Origin of the sequence: Pseudoalteromonas sp. Z1A8, assembly GCF_011378855.1 — a bacterium.
Classification (GTDB): domain Bacteria; phylum Pseudomonadota; class Gammaproteobacteria; order Enterobacterales; family Alteromonadaceae; genus Pseudoalteromonas.
Genome location: NZ_WTLB01000017.1, coordinates 40,081 through 58,198 on the forward strand (window position 1 = coordinate 40,081; position 18,118 = coordinate 58,198).

General features: G+C 38.1%; 8 protein-coding genes. 7 read left to right on the forward strand and 1 reads right to left on the reverse strand.

The window, feature by feature from the left end; translation table 11 throughout:
- Positions 1-179: 179 nt before the first annotated feature.
- The 5 genes from GQR55_RS08660 (at position 180) to GQR55_RS08680 (ending at position 12,107) form a co-directional block, all read left to right on the forward strand.
- Positions 180-3,023, forward strand: coding sequence for a TonB-dependent receptor (locus GQR55_RS08660; RefSeq protein ID WP_166420268.1), 2,844 nt, complete (start codon positions 180-182; stop codon positions 3,021-3,023).
- 486 nt (positions 3,024-3,509) lie between these two features.
- A complete protein-coding gene (locus GQR55_RS08665) occupies positions 3,510-6,326 on the forward strand; it encodes a TonB-dependent receptor (protein ID WP_166420269.1) in 2,817 nt (938 codons plus the stop codon).
- Positions 6,327-6,494: 168 nt separating this feature from the next.
- On the forward strand, positions 6,495-6,797 hold the full coding sequence (locus tag GQR55_RS08670; RefSeq protein ID WP_007586043.1) for an H-NS histone family protein: 303 nt from the start codon (positions 6,495-6,497) through the stop codon (positions 6,795-6,797).
- Positions 6,798-7,283: 486 nt separating this feature from the next.
- Positions 7,284-10,205 carry a TonB-dependent receptor gene (locus GQR55_RS08675; protein ID WP_166420270.1) on the forward strand — a complete coding sequence of 974 codons (2,922 nt, stop codon included), beginning with the start codon at positions 7,284-7,286 and terminating at the stop codon, positions 10,203-10,205.
- Between the two features lie 150 nt (positions 10,206-10,355).
- Positions 10,356-12,107, forward strand: coding sequence for a DEAD/DEAH box helicase (locus GQR55_RS08680; protein WP_166420271.1), 1,752 nt, complete (start codon positions 10,356-10,358; stop codon positions 12,105-12,107).
- A 34-nt stretch (positions 12,108-12,141) separates the two neighbouring features.
- On the opposite strand, the gene GQR55_RS08685 is transcribed toward GQR55_RS08680, so the two are convergent.
- Complete coding sequence (locus GQR55_RS08685) at positions 12,142-12,477, reverse strand: ribonuclease E inhibitor RraB (RefSeq protein ID WP_166420272.1); 336 nt, start codon at positions 12,475-12,477, stop codon at positions 12,142-12,144.
- A 217-nt stretch (positions 12,478-12,694) separates the two neighbouring features.
- Between GQR55_RS08685 and GQR55_RS08690 the strand changes: the two genes are divergently transcribed.
- Both GQR55_RS08690 and GQR55_RS08695 read left to right on the forward strand, forming a co-directional pair.
- Positions 12,695-14,422 (forward strand): autotransporter assembly complex family protein, encoded by a 1,728-nt coding sequence (locus GQR55_RS08690; protein ID WP_166420273.1) that lies wholly within the window; start codon positions 12,695-12,697, stop codon positions 14,420-14,422.
- Positions 14,422-18,105 (forward strand): translocation/assembly module TamB domain-containing protein, encoded by a 3,684-nt coding sequence (locus GQR55_RS08695; RefSeq protein WP_166420274.1) that lies wholly within the window; start codon positions 14,422-14,424, stop codon positions 18,103-18,105. Before GQR55_RS08690 ends, GQR55_RS08695 begins: the two co-directional genes overlap by 1 nt.
- Positions 18,106-18,118: the final 13 nt, after the last annotated feature.

The window sequence follows — 18,118 nt, forward strand, 5'->3', positions numbered from 1 at the left end:
TAAACCTTCCTGCACTTCCTTTTTATTGCGTTATTTATTCTTTTTTGCAAAATCCTATTAACTTTTATTGGCTTTTCAGTGTTTTTTGTTTATTATTTGTTTCAGTTACTGTTAAAAAGCTGTAACAATAAAATAAATAATGATTGCTACTATTAAGTAGTGACACCAGGGAGAATCAAATGTTAAATAATCAAGTAGCTAAAGCGGTGCGTATCGCACTTGCTTTTGGCGCAGCCTCAACAGCTGTTTTTTCAGCAAACTCTTTTGCAGCTGAAGATGAAATCGAAAAAGTAGAACGTATTCAAGTCACCGGTTCTAGAATTAAAAGAACTGACTTAGAAACATCTAGCCCTGTAACAGTAATGACTGCTGAAGAGATCAAGCTAAGTGGTTTTACTCGTGTTGAAGATGTTTTAAACCAACTTCCACAAATAGAAGCCGCTCAAAGCTCATTCTTAGCTAATGGCGCAACAGGTACTGCAACTGTTGATTTACGTGGTTTAGGCTCAAACAGAACTCTAGTGTTAATAAATGGTCGCAGAATGCAGGCTGGTAGTATTACCTCTCAAGTTGCTGACATTAACCAAATTCCAGCCTCTTTAATTAAACGCGTTGATGTACTAACAGGTGGCGCAGCTGCAGTATACGGTGCAGATGCCGTTGCTGGTGTTGTTAACTTTGTTATGGATGATGAGTTTGATGGTATTTCACTAAATGTGGGCTCATCAGGCTTTCAGCACAACAATGATAACAAGTACATGCAAGGTTTGATGGATGACAAAGGTTATGACTACGATACAGGTAATACTGGAATCGATGGTAAAGCTTATAGCATCGATTTTACTGTTGGTGGTGGATTTGATGGTGGTAAAGGTCATGCCGTAGGTTATGTTACTTATAACCGTCAAAACGAATTAGTACAAGGTACTCGAGACTATTCATCGTGTGCTTTAGGTGGCAATGGCCAGTCATGTAGTGGTTCTGCTACGACTCCAAATCCTCATTTTGATATTTACCCGGTTGTAGACGGTGATGTTGATTACGATCAGAATCTTTTTGGTTATCTGAATCCAAATGGCCAAGGTTTTATGGAAGATGATGGCTACCGTTACAACTTTGCACCGGTAAACCATTTTTTACGTCCAAATGAGCGTTTTACGTTTGGTACATTTATTGATTATGAAATAAATGAACACTTTAGACCATATTTAGAATTTTCATTTATGCACAACAGAACAGCAGGCCAAATCGCTGAATCTGGTACTTTTTATAACGAAGAAATTTTATTCGATTATAACAACCCATTATTATCTGATCTTCAAAAAGAACAACTACAAACGTTATTTGGCCAAGGCAGCGATGACCAATTTGTTGCATACATTGGTAAACGTAACGTTGAAGGTGGTCCACGAGAGGATAACCTTGAGCATACGTCATACAGAATCTTGACAGGTATGGAAGGTGAGATTAACGATAGCTGGTCTTACGATATTAGCTATAACTACTCTGCAACAACATCAAGCTCAGTTTATAAAAATGACTTACTTTCGCCAAAAATTGCTCCACGCGTTGGCGCTGTAGGTACAGAGTGTGATACTGCAGATGGTTGTTTGCTATATAACGTATTTGAATTAGATGGTGTTACCGCAGAGCAGGCTGGGCAATTAGCTGGTGTTGGAACACAAACCGGTTTAGTAACACAGATTATTTACAGTGGTTACGTTACCGGTGAATTTGATTGGAGCCTACCTTCTGCATCAGCTCCTATCGCTGCAGTATTCGGTTTTGAACGTCGTGAGCAAGATTATGAACGTGTTTCAGATACGGTATACGAAGAAGGTCAACTATTAGGTCAAGGTGGTCCATCTCCAAGTTTGTACGGTGCTATTGATGTAAATGAAGTTTATGGTGAATTACAAATTCCTGTACTTGACGAGTTAAATGTATCAGCCGCTGCTCGCTGGTCTGATTATTCAACAACAGGTTCAGACACTACATACTCAATTGGTACAGATTACACGATTGCAGATGCATATAAACTAAGAGCAAGCTATGCAAAAGTTGTGCGCGCACCAAATGTTGGTGAGTTATTCTCTGCACAAAGTATTAGCTTATGGAGTGGTGCGGATTCGTGTTCAGGCGATACCCCTGCATTCTCACAAAGTCAGTGTGAAAATACTGGTGTAAGTGCTTCACAGTACGGTGGTATTGGTGAGTCTCCAGCGGGTCAATATAACCAATTCGCAGGTGGTAATCAGTTACTAGAACCAGAAGAAGGTGATACATTTACAATCGGTTTAGTTGCAAATCCATTAGATGGATTCAACTTCTCAATTGATTACTTCAAGATTGAAATTGAAAAAGTAATTGGTGTTGTAGGTGCAGAAAGAATTATTAACAACTGTGCTGAAACAGGCGATGCATTCTTCTGTGACAATGTTACTCGTAGCCCATCTGGCAGCTTATGGTTAGGTCAAGCTGGTTTCGTTACAAACTTGAGCGATAACATTGGTGGTCAAACATGGGAAGGTGTTGACTTTACAGCAGCTTACAAAATGGACCTAGAAGAAGGTGCATTAAACTTTGATATTAATGGTTACTACAGCATTCAAAAAGAAGTTGAACCTATTTTAGGTGATGCGGATTTAGCTTACGATTGTTCAGGCACTATTAGTACAGACTGTTTTGCATCTCCGAAATGGCGTCACACAGCTAATGTAAATTACTTACGTGATGATTGGCGTGTTGGTGTTAAATGGCGTTATTACGGAACTGTAGATTATGAAGGAACTGCAGATACGTTATTAATTGATGATGGTGGTATAGAAGCATATAACTTTATTGATGTTTCGGGTAGCTACTCATATAACGAGCATTTAACCTTTACTGGCGGTATGAATAATATCTTCGATAAAGAGCCACCGTTAGTTGGTAACACTGTAGCTTCTAATGCAAACACTGTAGCTGGTTTTTATGACACGTTAGGTCGTTTTGTTCATGTAAGCTTTAACTTGAAATTCTAATATTAGAAATTTAATTAAAAGGCCCATAGTCACGTGACTATGGGCCTTTTTTGTATTTAACACATTGCTTTAATAGGTGTCTTTTAAGTCAGACCCTAATATGAATTTTTATACTTCTAGCTATCGTGAATTTTAAGTGTGATATTTACTTTTTAAATTTAACCTCCCCCGATTCAAACTTTACCCCACTCTAAAAGATACACATTTACCTTTGTAACTCTTTTGCTGTAATAAGGTTGCAAAACTATTTTTTCTAAACATTCATTCCAAAAATCAATAGGTGCAAAAATTACATTAATGTTATTTTTGCACCGTGTTTATTTTGTGTTACTTTAACTTGTTGTAACTAAAGGCATTTTTTTAGTTAGCCAAGTGTTGACCTTTTGGTTGGGTTGGGACTACTATTCAAATCGAAATAGGTACTGTGATTAATTACAGACCAGGTAGAAAGTAAAATAATTAAAATAGTATTCTAGGGAGAATCCAATGTTAAATAATCAAGTTTCAAAAGCTGTTCGCTTAGCGATTGCTTTTGGTGCAGCATCTACAGCTGTCTTTTCTGCAAACTCGATGGCTGCTGATGAAGGCGTTGAAAAAGTAGAGCGTATTCAAGTTACCGGTTCACGCATAAAGCGAACTGATATTGAAACAACTGTACCAATTACATCAATTGGCCGAAGCGATATTATTCAAATGGGCGCATTGAATGTAGCCGATGTATTGAATCAGTCACCAGTTACTATTGCTGGCTCAAACCAATCAAATAGTGCATTTGGTACTACGGGTGTTGGCTTAAATACAACATCGCTACGTAATTTAGGTTCTTCAAGAACATTAGTATTAGTTAACGGTCGTCGCTTTGTATCAGGTGTTTCACCTTCAACTGGTTATGCGGTTGATTTAAACGCAATTCCAGCATCAATGATTGAGCGAATTGATATTCTTAAAAGCGCTTCATCTGCAGTTTATGGTTCAGATGCTGTTGCAGGTGTTGTGAATATCATAACACGTAGCGATTTTGAAGGTGTTGAGGTTAATGCTCAAACAGGTATTTCAGATGAATCCGATCGTGAAAAATACTCTTTAAACCTTACGGCAGGTAATACATGGGATTCAGGTAGTGTTACAATTGCAGCTGGATATGATGACGATAAAGGCCTTAAATCATCTGACCGTAATTTCTCTAAATATGACCAAGCTATATTTTTGAATGATGAAGGTGGTGAATATGTAGGTGTTCAAAACTCTTCATACCCACCTCAAGGCCGTGTTGGCGGATATAATGCTGATGGTACACCTTATGTCGGTGATGAGAATTCATTCAATCGTGCTTCTTATCGACAGTTAGTGACTCCGCTTGAACGTAAATACGCAGCAGTTAACTTTAAACAAGATATTTCAGATAGTGTTCACTCTTTCACGGAAGTAAACTGGAATTCATCTAAAACATACAACTCAACTACTGAGCCTACACCTTTTACTACTGACGACGTATATCTGCCTTCACGTGGCGGCGTTGGTGGCATTAAGCTAGGTAGCCCTTTAGTGCCGGAATTGTTGCGCCAAAATTTAATGGCTGATAATCCAGACTTAACCGCGGGTGATAATATCCCTACGTTAGTTCGTCGTATGGTTGAATTTGGTGCACGTTCGACAGACTTAGAGCGTGATACTATTCGTATTGCTACAGGTATTGATTGGGACATTAATGACAACTGGCTTTTAAATACATATATTTCTTGGGGTAAAACAGACCAACGTCAAGAAAATGGCGGCCAAATTAATGTTGAACGTGCTGCTAATGCACTTGATGTTTATACTAACTCAGCGGGCAATGTTCAGTGTTCAAATGAGCTAGCTGTTTTACAAGGCTGTGTACCTTTAGATTTATTTGGTGCAGGAACTTTATCTGATGAAGCTGTGGCGTATGTAAAATCACCAGCAAAATCTCAGGGTCAAGTTGAACAATTTATATTCTCTACAACTCTTTCTGGTGAACTACCAATTGAACTAGAAGGTGGTATGGTTGGTTTGGCTGTAGGCGCAGAACATCGTCTTGAAAAAGGTTCATATTCTCCAGGTGATTTAGCTCAAACTGGTGCATCGAGTACGAATAAATCGGATCCTACTGATGGAAGTTTTTATACTAACGATGTTTTTGTAGAAACTGTTTTACCAGTACTAGAAAATGTTGAACTAGATTTAGCCGCTCGTTACTCAGATCATGAAATTGTTGGTGGCCAAACAACTTGGAATGCAGGTGTTCAGTATTCTCCAACTGATACAGTAAAACTAAGAGCATCAGCTGCACGAGCAATTCGTACACCAAATATTGCTGATCTATTTGGTGGTAGAGGTGAAACATTTGCTGGTATAACAGACCCTTGTGATTCAATTACTGCATCATCAACAGGTAATGTTGCGGCAAACTGTCTTTCTATCCCAGAAGTTGCTAACAGAGTTGCTGCTGATGGTGGATTTAATTTGACAACAATTGAACGCCAAAGTACCGGTGGTTATGTTGGCGGTAATGAAGAAGTAAAAGAAGAAACTTCAGATTCATTTAGTGTTGGTGCTATATGGCAAGTAACGGATGAGTTCTCATTAACTCTAGATTACTACGATATTGCTGTAGATAATGCAATTGCGACTACAGGTAGAACAACAGTATTAAATCGATGTTACGGTGTTAGCCCATCTGAATTTGATTCAAATTGTGGTGGTGCAATACGCGACACTAGAGGTGCTTTAACAGAGGTAAGTTCTGGTACAAGTAATGAAAATGATTTAAGTACAAAAGGATTAGATATTGAATTAAGCTACAAACAAGAGTTTGCTTACGGCGAATTCTCTGCTGATTTAATATGGAATCACTTGTACGAATACCTTGAAACATCGATTGAGTCAGGTGAAGAGATTGACTACAGAGGTGAAGTATTAACGCCTACAAATCGAGCAAACCTGAACTTAGGTTATGCAGTCGATGACTTTGCGGTATCATGGCGCATGAAGTACTGGGCAAGCTCAAATGATAGTAATATCGAAGGTAACCAAAACTTCTCAACGGGCGCTCCGTTAGACAAGTTCAATAGATTCCCAACTGTTATATATCATGACCTATCAGGTACTTATAACATTGCAGATGGTACAGATGTTACTTTATCAGTTAGAAATGTTTTTGATAAACAACCTCCTGTAGCAAACCAAAGCTCTGTAAGTGGAGCAACAGGTGTAAATACTGTTGGTGAAGCTTATGATGTTACTGGTCGTTACTTCCAATTGAGTTTTACTACTAAATTCTAATTGTTATTTATATAAGAACGATAAAAACCGCGATTTTAATCGCGGTTTTTTTATGAATAAATTTTATATACATTAATAAATTATGTGCCGTAGTTATTTTTGAAAAATAGCCTTATACTTAAAAAGAATATTTAAATAAATCCAATCATATAATTTAGCGAGATATAAATGAAAGAAGTCCGATCTTTTATTAAAACAGCATCATTAACAGATCTTGAAAAAGCTCAACAGCTTATCAATGATGCAATTTCAAAATATACCCAGCAGCAAAAAGCGAAACAGGAAGTTTTGGATCTTTTAAAAGAAAAAGGACTTACGCTAGAAGATTTACAAGATGGAGCATCTGACAAGCGCACTAAAGTTAAGCCTAAGTACCGTATGGAACTTAATGGTGAGACTATAGAATGGACAGGCCGTGGTCGCCGCCCTAAAGCGTTCGAAGGTGTTGAGCTTGAAAAGTTTTTAGCCTAAAGCTAAATTAAGAGAAGCTTCGGCTTCTCTTTTTTGTTTACATTTAATTAAATAAAATTATAAATGCCATAGCAATAATTTGCTAAAACTCCCTTATTAAAATCTATTCCCTCCATGAGCTATACACTAAGACCTTACCAGCCAGAAGCTTAAGAGCGCACGGCTTTATACCTGATAACCCAGCTATAAGCAGTTTATCTCAGTTATTGGGCTGCAGTATCCGACTAACTCAATTACAACCAGAGTCTTTGCTAAATACAACATGATTTATTAATGGTTTTAAAGTTAATGAGAGAAAGCACTTGATTGTTTACTTTTTAGTATCAAAAAACAAGTGTTTGTAAATTAAACGTGTAATTAGTTACCAAGGTGTTGACGTCATGGTTAGGTTAGGATTACTATCTAGGTACAGATGGGTACTACATTGAATAGTAAACCCACTTTTGAAAAAACAAAATAATAAATAAGTATTCTAGGGATAATCAAATGTTAAACAATAAAATTTCAAAGGCAGTTCGCTTAGCGATTGCTTTCGGTACAGCATCAACAGCTGTTTTTTCTGCAAACGCAATGGCTGCAGATGAAGGAGCTGAAAAAGTAGAACGTATTCAAGTAACTGGTTCACGCATAAGTAAAGCTAGTCTTTCTCAACCAGCACCTATTGTTACTATTTCTGCAGAAGATATAGCAAAAGCTGGTACTCCTGATTTAGGTAGCATTTTAGCGGAATTACCTGCGATTGGTTCTACCGATACGTTAGTCGGAAATAATGATAGTAACGCATCCGCTGGTGTAAGCTCTGCAGATTTAAGGCGTTTAGGAGCTGCAAGAACATTGGTTCTTGTTAATGGTAAGCGCCATGTAGCTGGAGCCCCTGGATCGTCACAAGTAGATTTAAATTCAATTCCTTCTGCCTTGATTGAGAGAATTGAAATCATTACAGGTGGTGCTTCTGCTATTTATGGTTCTGATGCTGTTTCAGGTGTTGTGAATGTTATTTTAAAAGACAGTTTTGATGGCCTGCAATTTAACGCATCTGTTGGCAATTCAACAGAAGGAGTGGGAACAGAAAACCATAGTTTAAGTATTGTTGCTGGTACTGAAATTGCTGGCGGTAAAGGTAATATCACATTTTTTGCTGGTAAAGATAGAATTCGACAAGTGTTAGGTACTGACCTACGCCAAGCGAATGCCTATGGCACAGTTGATAACCCATTAAACACGGGTGAAAATGACGGTATTCCAGACCGAATAACTGTTCCAAATGTACTATCAGAGAGAATTAGTGATAATGGTGTTATCAATCCATTTGGGGCCGATGGAAGCATCTATACATTTAATGATATGGGTATTGCTGAACTTATGCCTGCTAGAGAGGCAAGTGGTAGCTTTGCTTTTGGTAATTTTCCTGATGGTTGTGAATTCTGTGCGAATACTCAAGAATATGAAAACTTATTACCTGAACTAGAAAAAATAACAATTGGTTCTACTCTAAATTATAATATTACAGATGATCACGCATTTTATAGTGATTTTAAGTTTATCCGTTCTGAAATTGAACAACAATTTCAACCTTCTTTCCGATTCGGTAACATTAATATAAATGTTGAAGATAATCCTTATTTAGACCGAGACCTACGTCAGAAATTACTAAATGAAGGTACTAGCAATATATCTATGGCTAAGTTCTTCGGCGAACTTGGAAATCGAAGCGCAGATAACAAACGTGAGTTATTCCGAATTGTTACAGGATTTAAAGGGTTGTTCACTTTAAGCGAAACAGACTTCGACTATGATTTTTATTATGTTTATGGTCAAACTGATAACCGCCGTAAAACACTTAATGATCTTATTCCTAGTAACTTAACAGCTGCACTTGACGCTGTAATAGACCCTGCTACGGGTGAGGTTGCGTGTAGAAGTCAAGTTGAAAGTTTGCAAGGTGAAGGCTACACAGATCCAGCAGGTGTAAACCCTAGTGCTTGTACGCCATACAATGCATTTGGTTTCGGTCAAGTTTCTGACGCGGCAAAAGATTATGTCTCAGCGGACGTTACTCGTACAGATAAAATCACACAAGAGTTTATTGGTGGTAGTGTAACTTTTGATACTGGTGAGTTTTTTGAACTTCAAGGTGGTGCAGTTGGTTTTGCAGCAGGTTTTGAATACAGAGAAGAAACTTCTGAAAGTATAACAGATGAGTTTACTAAAGCAGGATTTTTAACAAATGCTGCCACTCCAGATGCATATGGTGAGTTTGATGTTACAGAAGGGTTTATAGAGGTAAACTTACCTTTATTAACTGATGTCGCTTTTGCAAAAGAGCTTAGCCTTGATGCTGCTTATAGAACAGCGGATTACTCTCATGCTGGTACAGCGGATGCTTGGAAAGTAGGTGTTTTGTATCGCCCAATTGATGACGTTCGTATACGTGGTACGTACGGACAAGCAGTGAGAGCACCAAATATTTCTGAAGCTTTTGATCCTCAGTCACCGGGTTTTGGTCGTGTTGCAGATCCTTGTGATGCAGATAACATTGGAGATAATCCAAATCGTGCAGCTAACTGTGCAGCTCTAAATATTCCTGCAGACTTTCAAGCAAATGATAATGTGAGCGTAGATGTTATTAGTGGTGGTAATCCAGACTTAGAGTCTGAAACATCAACGTCATTAACTGCCGGTGTTATATGGACTCCTAGCTTCTTTGAAAACTTCTCGGTTACAGTTGATTACTATGATATTGAAATCGAAGATGCGATTTCGTTCATTGCAACACAAAGCATTGCAGATAACTGTGTTGACGCTGCAGGTGGACCAGACCAGTCATTTTGTTCTCAGATAGACCGTGATCCAACCACTCGTGATGTTACTTTAGTTCGCTCAGGTTATTTAAATGCCGCAGCGACAACTACTCGTGGTATTGAAGCTGATTTTGATTACAACATGAATTTGGCTGATTATTCTTTAGAAGGGGACTTAAAACTTAATCTATTCGTAAATCACCTTATTGAGCTTGAAGATTTCGAATTTCAAAATCGCCCAGATAAAGTAAATGTAGAAAATGGTGAAGTGGGTGACCCAGAGTGGCAAGCTAGGTTCTCTGCAGTTTATAAGTACAATGATTTAGTAGTTAACTGGACCTCACGTTATATAGACCGTTCTGCTAGATTTGATCTATCTCCGGAAGGCGATATTGAAGAAGATCTTAAGCCAGGTTATGTAGGTTCGATCATAACGCATGATATTTCTGCAAGTTATCATGTATTTGATAACACACGTGTAGGTTTCGGTATTCGTAATCTTATGGATAAATTACCGCCAGCGTATATTTCAGCTAGCGGTGGAAACGAAGCTATTTATGATGCTATAGGTAGACGCTTCTTCGCTAACCTAAGCGTTGAATTTTAATTAATGAGTTAACTTAATTCTTAAAAGATAAACCCTATAAATAATTTTTATAGGGTTTTTTTCATCAAACTTCTATTAAATAAAATTAAAGTTTAAAACTCCTAGCCATTATTTGCTAAAATCTCCTCATTCAAATCCAATTATTTTCCCATGAGCTATAAACTAAGACCTTACCAGCAAGAAGCCGTAGAACGAACCGTTTTACACTTTAGAAAGAGTAATGATCCTGCCGTTATCGTGCTACCAACTGGTGCAGGTAAAAGCCTTGTTATTGCTGAGCTTGCACGCATAGCTAAGCGAAAAGTATTAGTACTTGCTCATGTAAAAGAGTTGGTTGAGCAAAATTCTCAAAAATATAAAAGTTTTGGTTTAGAGGCGAGTATATTTTCAGCTGGCTTAAAAGAAAAATCATTAAACCATCAAGTAACCTTTGCCAGTGTGCAATCACTGTCCCGTAATTTAAATAAATTAAATGAGCATTATTCATTACTTATTATTGACGAATGCCACAGGGTAAATGGGGATAAAAAAAGCCAGTACGGAAAAGTAATAAGCAGTTTAAAAGAATATAACCCTCAGTTAAAAGTATTGGGTTTAACCGCAACACCTTATCGATTGGGAATGGGGTGGATATACCATCATCATTATCATGGCTTTGTTAAAGGAACTAAAGAAAGCCCGTTTAAAAGTTGTATTTTTGAATTGCCGCTCAGGTATATGATCAAACATAATTATTTAACGCCGCCAAACGAAGTTGATGCAGCGATTAGCCATTATGATTTTTCGTCTTTAGATAGTAATGCATTTGGGCAATATACGTCTGATGATATGAATGCGCTTTTAAAAAACAGTGAGCGCGCTACGAAAGCTATATTACAGCAAGTAATTCAATACAGTGAAGAGCGTGAAGGTGTTATGGTTTTTGCCGCCACAGTAATGCATGCTCAGGAAATATTAAGCTACCTACCAGCTCATCAAAGTGCACTTATAACAGGTGATACGCCAAACACTGAGCGCGATAAAATCATTAAGCAATTTAAAGCTAAGCAATTAAAGTATCTAGTTAATATATCGGTATTAACAACCGGCTTTGATGCACCGCATGTCGACTTTATTGCTATATTAAGGCCTACAGAATCAGTTAGTTTGTATCAACAAATTGTGGGGCGAGGCTTGAGGTTATCTGAATCAAAAACGGATTGCTTGGTAATAGATTATGCTGGTAACGGTTTTAATTTATTTCACCCTGAAGTGGGCGATAAAAAAGGCGATAGTGATAATGAGCCTGTGCAGGTACTTTGTCCTGGCTGTGGTTTTGCGAATATATTTTGGGGTAAAACTGATTCAGCAGGAAAAGTAATAGAGCACTTTGGCAGACGTTGTAAAGGGTTGTTAGAAGACGATAGTGGTCATAAAGAGCAGTGCGATTATCGTTTTAGGTTTAAAGAGTGTGAGCAGTGCGGTGCCCAAAACGATATTGCTGCACGACAATGCCATGATTGCGGCGCTGTAATGGCCGACCCTGATGATAAGTTACGTAATGCGTTAAACCTAAAAGACGCACTTGTGCTTCGATGTAGTGGGTTATCGGTAACTCAACTTAAAGATGAACTTATTAAAGTAACGTATTTTGATGAAGATGGCGCAAGTTGCGATGAGGTATATAATCTTGCCAGTAGTGGTGGGCAGTTTATATTTAATAAACAATTTGGTAAACGCGTGAGTCATGGGCAAACACCGATAGACTTCAAAACGGCAGAGCAGGTAATAAAGGCACAATTTGAATTAGTGCCACCAGATTTTGTTATTGCACGAAAAAGTAAAAAGTATGGTTGGAAAGTGGCTGATAAGCTATTTGACTATAAAGGGGGTTTTAGAAAGGCAAATCAGTTAAGCCGCTAGGCTTAACTGATAGAGTACTCAGGACAAGAGCTAATTAAGGTTCTTCACCGTCCATTAATCCCCAGCCGTCACCGTAGCCATTAAAGCTATTAGCAATGCTTTCAATGTATTGCTCTGCTTGGCCTAGAAGAGTGTGCTCTGGCACCATTTGTACTTGAGTGATTACTTCCCAAACGCCAGTGTCTTTGCATTTTTCAAGCTCAGCATTTTGAACTAATGCATCAGATACTATTTCTTTAGCAAATTTTTCAGCGTCAGCTTCTTGTTCAAATAAAATAAAAAAATCGACTTGGTGCATTTTATTTAAATCAATGCCAGCAGCGGCTATTTCGGCTAAAAGTTGGCCGTTATCATCATCAGGGAATTGCATTAAAAACTCATTTAAAATTAATTTTGTATTCGTATGCACTATTGTAACTAAAATATTGTCTTAACGCGTACTAATTTTAATTATATCAACCTTAATACAATACATAATTTATCATCTTAGATTGCCATTAAGTTAATGTGTTGCTCATTATGGCTATGCTAATATGCTTCTAATTCGTCAATTATATATTTAAGATATTAAAAGTAAGGATATTTACTTGTTTATTAAGTTTTTACGTTGCATGTGTGTTGTGAGCGCTTTAATTGCGACAAATAGTTATGCGGCAGAAAAAGTCATAGAAGATTACGAAATTAAAGGACTAAGTGGCGATTTAGAAAATAACGTAGCTCTTTACCTCAAGCAGTTAATTGGCGAGAAGCCAACCCGTACACTTCGCCGTTATGCTCAAAAACAAGTACAAAATAGTATAAAAGCACTTGGCTATTACAGCCCGACCGTCGAGGTTATTTATGATAAAGACGACAGTGAGTTAATTGTTAAAGTTGAGCGAGGACCTGCAACTCGTATAGAAGCAATTAATATTACGCTAAACGGTGATGGTCAAAGCGATACTCAATTACAGGCATTAATTAAAAATACCAACTTAAAACAAGGTGATGTTTTAAATCATGGTAAATATGACTCTGCTCATAAAAAAATAGAATCAATGCTACTAGAGCTTGGTTATTTTGATGCTAAGTGGCCAGCGCGCAAATTAGAAGTGTTGCTTAAAAAAAATAGTGCTGTTATTACTTTTATAATTGATACCGGGGTTAGGTATCAGTTTGGCAATATAGAAATAGCGAGTAATACTCCCGCCGAAAAATATATACGATCTATCGCTCCTTTTACTCAAGGTCAACCTTATAAATCAACGCATATTGCTGACTATAATCTAGATTTATCAAGCACACCTTATTTTGCCAGTGTTCGTGTTTACGCCGATATTGCTGCACGCAAAAATAGCCAAGTACCGATTAAAGTTGAAGTATTACCCAAGCCCGCTAACAGTTATGAAATTGGCGGTGGTTTTAGTACTGACTTAGGACCCAAAGTACGTTTTAAATGGAGTAAACCGTGGATCACAGAAGACGGCCATTACCTCGAAACTAATTTAAATGTGGCACAAAAACAGCAAGATATTTCCATGGCCTATACAATTCCGGTTGATGATCCTAATGATGATTTATGGCGTTTTTCTGTCGGTTATAAATTAGAAGATGAGCTAACAAACGACACTTACAGTGAAATATTAACTGGGCAAGTTCAGCGCCAATGGCTCACTGAAAATAAGTGGGTGCGCACAGCCTTTTTACGCCGTGACCAAGAAACCTACCGCATTGGTGATGAGCCAGAAGAAAGTACCGAAATGTTAATGCCCGGCATTAGCTATGCACGTAAAAAGTCAAAAGGCGGCACCACTCCCTATTGGGGAGAGCAGTGGCTTATATCTGCTGAGTTTGGCTTAGATGACGTGCTTTCGAGTACTAATCTGATTAGGGTGCAAATGCAACATGCATGGCTACGCACTTATTTTGACCGCCACTTGGTGTTTTTAAAAGCGAATGTGGGAGCAATGCTTGTTGATGATATTAATAACGTGCCATTTTCACTTCGGTTTTACGCAGGTGGTGACCAAAGTGTTCGTGGTTTTGCGTACCAATCAATATCGCCCGAGAACGACGACGGCGAGCTAATAGGTGGTAAGTATTTACTATCGGGCACGATGGAATATAACTACCAGTTTGCTAAAAACTGGCGAGCAGCTTTATTTGTTGATGGTGGTACTGCGACTAATGATTTTTCTGATGATTTTGAAGTAGGCGCTGGTTTTGGTTTTCGCTATTTAACACCCGTTGGCCCAGTGCGCATAGACCACGCTTGGGGATTAACAAAAGAAAGTAAAAGCACACGTTTAAGTATTACCATAGGGCCAGAAATTTAATGTCAGTATTAAAAAAGATAACAGCCGCCGTAAGTGCTATTTTTGTCACGTTAGTTGTTGCACTATTTTGTTTGTTATTTACCGCACCCGGTAATCAATTTATTGCTTATAGTGCTAACAAAGCGGTTGATGGACTACATATTGAAATTAAAAATGGCCGCTTTATTTATAATGATGCCTTTAATGTGCGCTTTACTAACAACGGATTGGACTTTAATGCACAACAATTGAAAATTGATTTGTTTTGGTGGCAGTGCGATGGAATTTGTATAGATAACTTAAGTGCTAAATCTATAAATTTAACATTACCAAAAACTGCAGAGTCACAAGAAGAAGCCGCTGCAGAACCACTTGAAAAAGTTAGCTTACCTTTTAATATTGCTGTAAAAAACATTGCGATAAACAAATTTATTCTAGAGCACCCAAGTGCAAACGTAAGTGTGGATAACTTTAAACTCTCAGCAAAAGCAGAGGGTTCAAAGCTGACGGTTAAAAGCCTGAATATTCCCACCATACTTGTTGCCTTAAAAGAGCAAGATGCGAAAACACAAACGGCGCAAAATACTCAAGCGCCTTTAACACACCTACCTGCATTGCCTAATATAGAATTTACTTCGCCACTTGATTTAGTTGTTGAAGACTTTGAAATAGCTAACATTACGATAGAACAAGACGAAGCGCAGCATGTTATTGAAAACATCTCACTGCAATTAAGTGTAGAAGATGCGGTTATTAATTTAGAGTCATTCTCAGCAAAGTATGATCAGTGGCACCTTAATACGCATCTTAACGCTGAGCTTGCAGGAGAATTACCTTTAAAAGGGAGTGTGGTTTTACAAAGTGATGAACATCAAGCTAACTTGGAGCTAGATGGCGACTTATCAAACCTAAACCTAAATTTAGAAACGCAGGGGCAATATCCACTTAGTTTAACGGCAACGGCAAATTTAAAGCAAAAAAACTATCCGTTTGAGTTAAATGGCAAAATTAAGCAGTGGCTTATTGATGCGCAAAGTAATGAGCTGAAGGTTAAAAATGTTAGCCTTAATGCTAAAGGTAATGCCGACGACTATCAGCTTACACTGCTGGCAAATAGTCAATTAGGCGCGTACCCAGCTGTAGATTTAAATACACAGCTAAGAGGAAGTCTTACAAAAGCAACGCTTGAAGCGCTTAGTATAAAAGCGAATGAGAGCAGCGCAGTGATTAAAGCCAATGTTGATTGGCAACAAGGCATAAAGGCTAACTTTAATGGCACGCTTGCTAATTTAAAAGCGCAGTATTTAACTGACGCTGCAACAAGTGATATTTCAGGGCAGTTTGAAGGCTCGTTTAATGCTGCAGCTGATGCGTGGCAGCTACAAATGAATAATACAAAGCTAAACGGATTACTTAACGATGTACCACTAGAGTTTGCTTCTAACTTTAAGCTAGACAACACGTTAAAAGCGAACATTGATAGCTTTTATTTAAGTAGTGGCACCAACAAGTTAGCGCTAAGTGGGCAAGTTGACGACATTTGGCAGGTTGATGGCAAAGTAACGCTAAAAAGTGATGAAAAAGCTAATATTCCATTTACTGCAGATGGCTTTGCAGATTTAAAAGTGAGAGGCGAGCGATTAACGCCTTCAGTTGATTTAGCGTTAATGCTAGATCGCTTTATTTTTGATGAAATAAACATTGATAAATTATCAGTAAAAGGGCAGTTAGATACCGCTGCCGATTGGCAAACCGATGTATCTGTGAGTGTTGGTTCGGCGCTTGTGGCTGACCAACAAATTAATAGTGTTAAAATTGATGCCAGCGGCGATAAAACAGATCATCAACTTACGGCATCAGTAGATGCAGAACAAGGCATTATAGAGCTTGAAGTTAATGGCAAAATTAATAATGCCACCTGGAATGGCGAGCTTAGTAATGTAACGCTCGGGGATAAAAAGCTAAGCTTTAGCAACACTAAAAATATCGCCATTATGTTTAACACTCAAACTAGCGACTTTAATGTAAGCGCGCATTGTTGGGCATCTGAGCAAAGTGAATTATGTATAGACACGCTAGCTCAAACAAAAGAACTTGGTCAGCTAAATGCTAAACTAAGCAAATTAGCACTTGAGGAGCTTAAGCATTTTCTACCTCGTAGCATTCGTACTCGCGGTAATATAGCTGGCGATATTGCACTTAATTGGCAAGGCGGTGCGCTTAAAACATTACGCGCAAATATCGATTCTACTGATTTAACAGCGGTACTTACCTCGGAAGAAGATCGTTTTAAATTACCAATCGAAACATTAAGTATTAGTGCGTTTTCGGATTCTCAAATTGGCAAGCTTGAAGCTAATTTAGAATCAAGTGTATTAGGAAAAATTAATACACAAATTAATATCGATGATATACAAAATACGCAAGCGCTTAATGGCACCATTAATATCGATAAAATACTCCTTTCAGACTTACAACCTTTTCTTGAAACGCTCGAGCAGTTAAAAGGTGATATTAGCGGAAAAGTCGCGTTAGCAGGTACGTTAAAAGATCCATTATTAAATGGCGAGCTTAATGTGAGCGATATTAGTTTAGAGGGCGATCAATTACCTATAGCGCTGCAAAAATCAAATATAAACGTATTGTTTGATAAAACAACAGCCACAATAAAAGGCAACTTAAACGACAATCAAGGCGGTAAAATAAATCTCACCGGTGACGTTGATTGGCAAGGTGCGCAACCTGCTGTAAATGTGGCAGTAGTTGGCGAGCAGTTTTATGTACGCGCGCAGCAAGGGGTTACTTTTAAAGTATCGCCGGATTTAAAAATAGGCTTGGCTAATAATGCACTCAAGCTTGCTGGTGAGGTAGTTGTGCCTTACGGTCGTATAATGATTGAAGAGCTCCCTGAGGGCGCAGTGCAAGTTAGTGATGATGAAATTATTGTTGATCAAAAAACTGAAGCTACCGAAAAAGTCCCGTTTGATTACGACATAAATTTAAAAGTGATTGTTAAAAACGATGTAAAAGTAGAGTCGTTTGGCTTGGAGTCAAAAGTTGTGGGTGATTTAGCGATAAAAATGAGTCAAGGTGCGCCAATTATAGCCACAGGTGAGCTTAACTTAATTGAAGGTACTTACTTAGCCTTTGGGCAAGATTTAATAATCAGTACTGGGCAAGTAGGTTTTAGCGGTTCAATTGAACAACCATTTTTAAATATTAAAGCAATACGTAACCCCGATACGACTGCAAATGGTGTCATTGCAGGAGTTACGCTTACGGGTAATGTTGAACAACCAACTCTCAAAATATTTTCTGAGCCTGCGATGGATCAAGCACAAGCACTTGCATATTTACTTAATGGCCAACCTTTGGGAGATGGAGAAAGTTCGTCAAGCGATGCTATGCTTACGCAGTTATTACTCTCTCAAGGTGTTAGCCGCAGCGAAGGGGTTGTTTCTAAGGTAGGTGAAACCTTTGGGTTGTCAGATGTAAGTTTAAGCTCATCAGGTAGTGGTGATAGCACCAAAGTAGAAATATCAGGTTACGTAGCACCCAGCTTACAAGTTAAATATAGCGTGGGTGTATTTGATTCGCTCAGTGAAGTGGCTGTGCGTTATCAGTTACTTTCACAGTTATACATAGAAATAACGAGCGGGCTATATCAAAATGTTGATGTGCTATATAAGTTTGATTGGGAATAACCAAAACCATAAG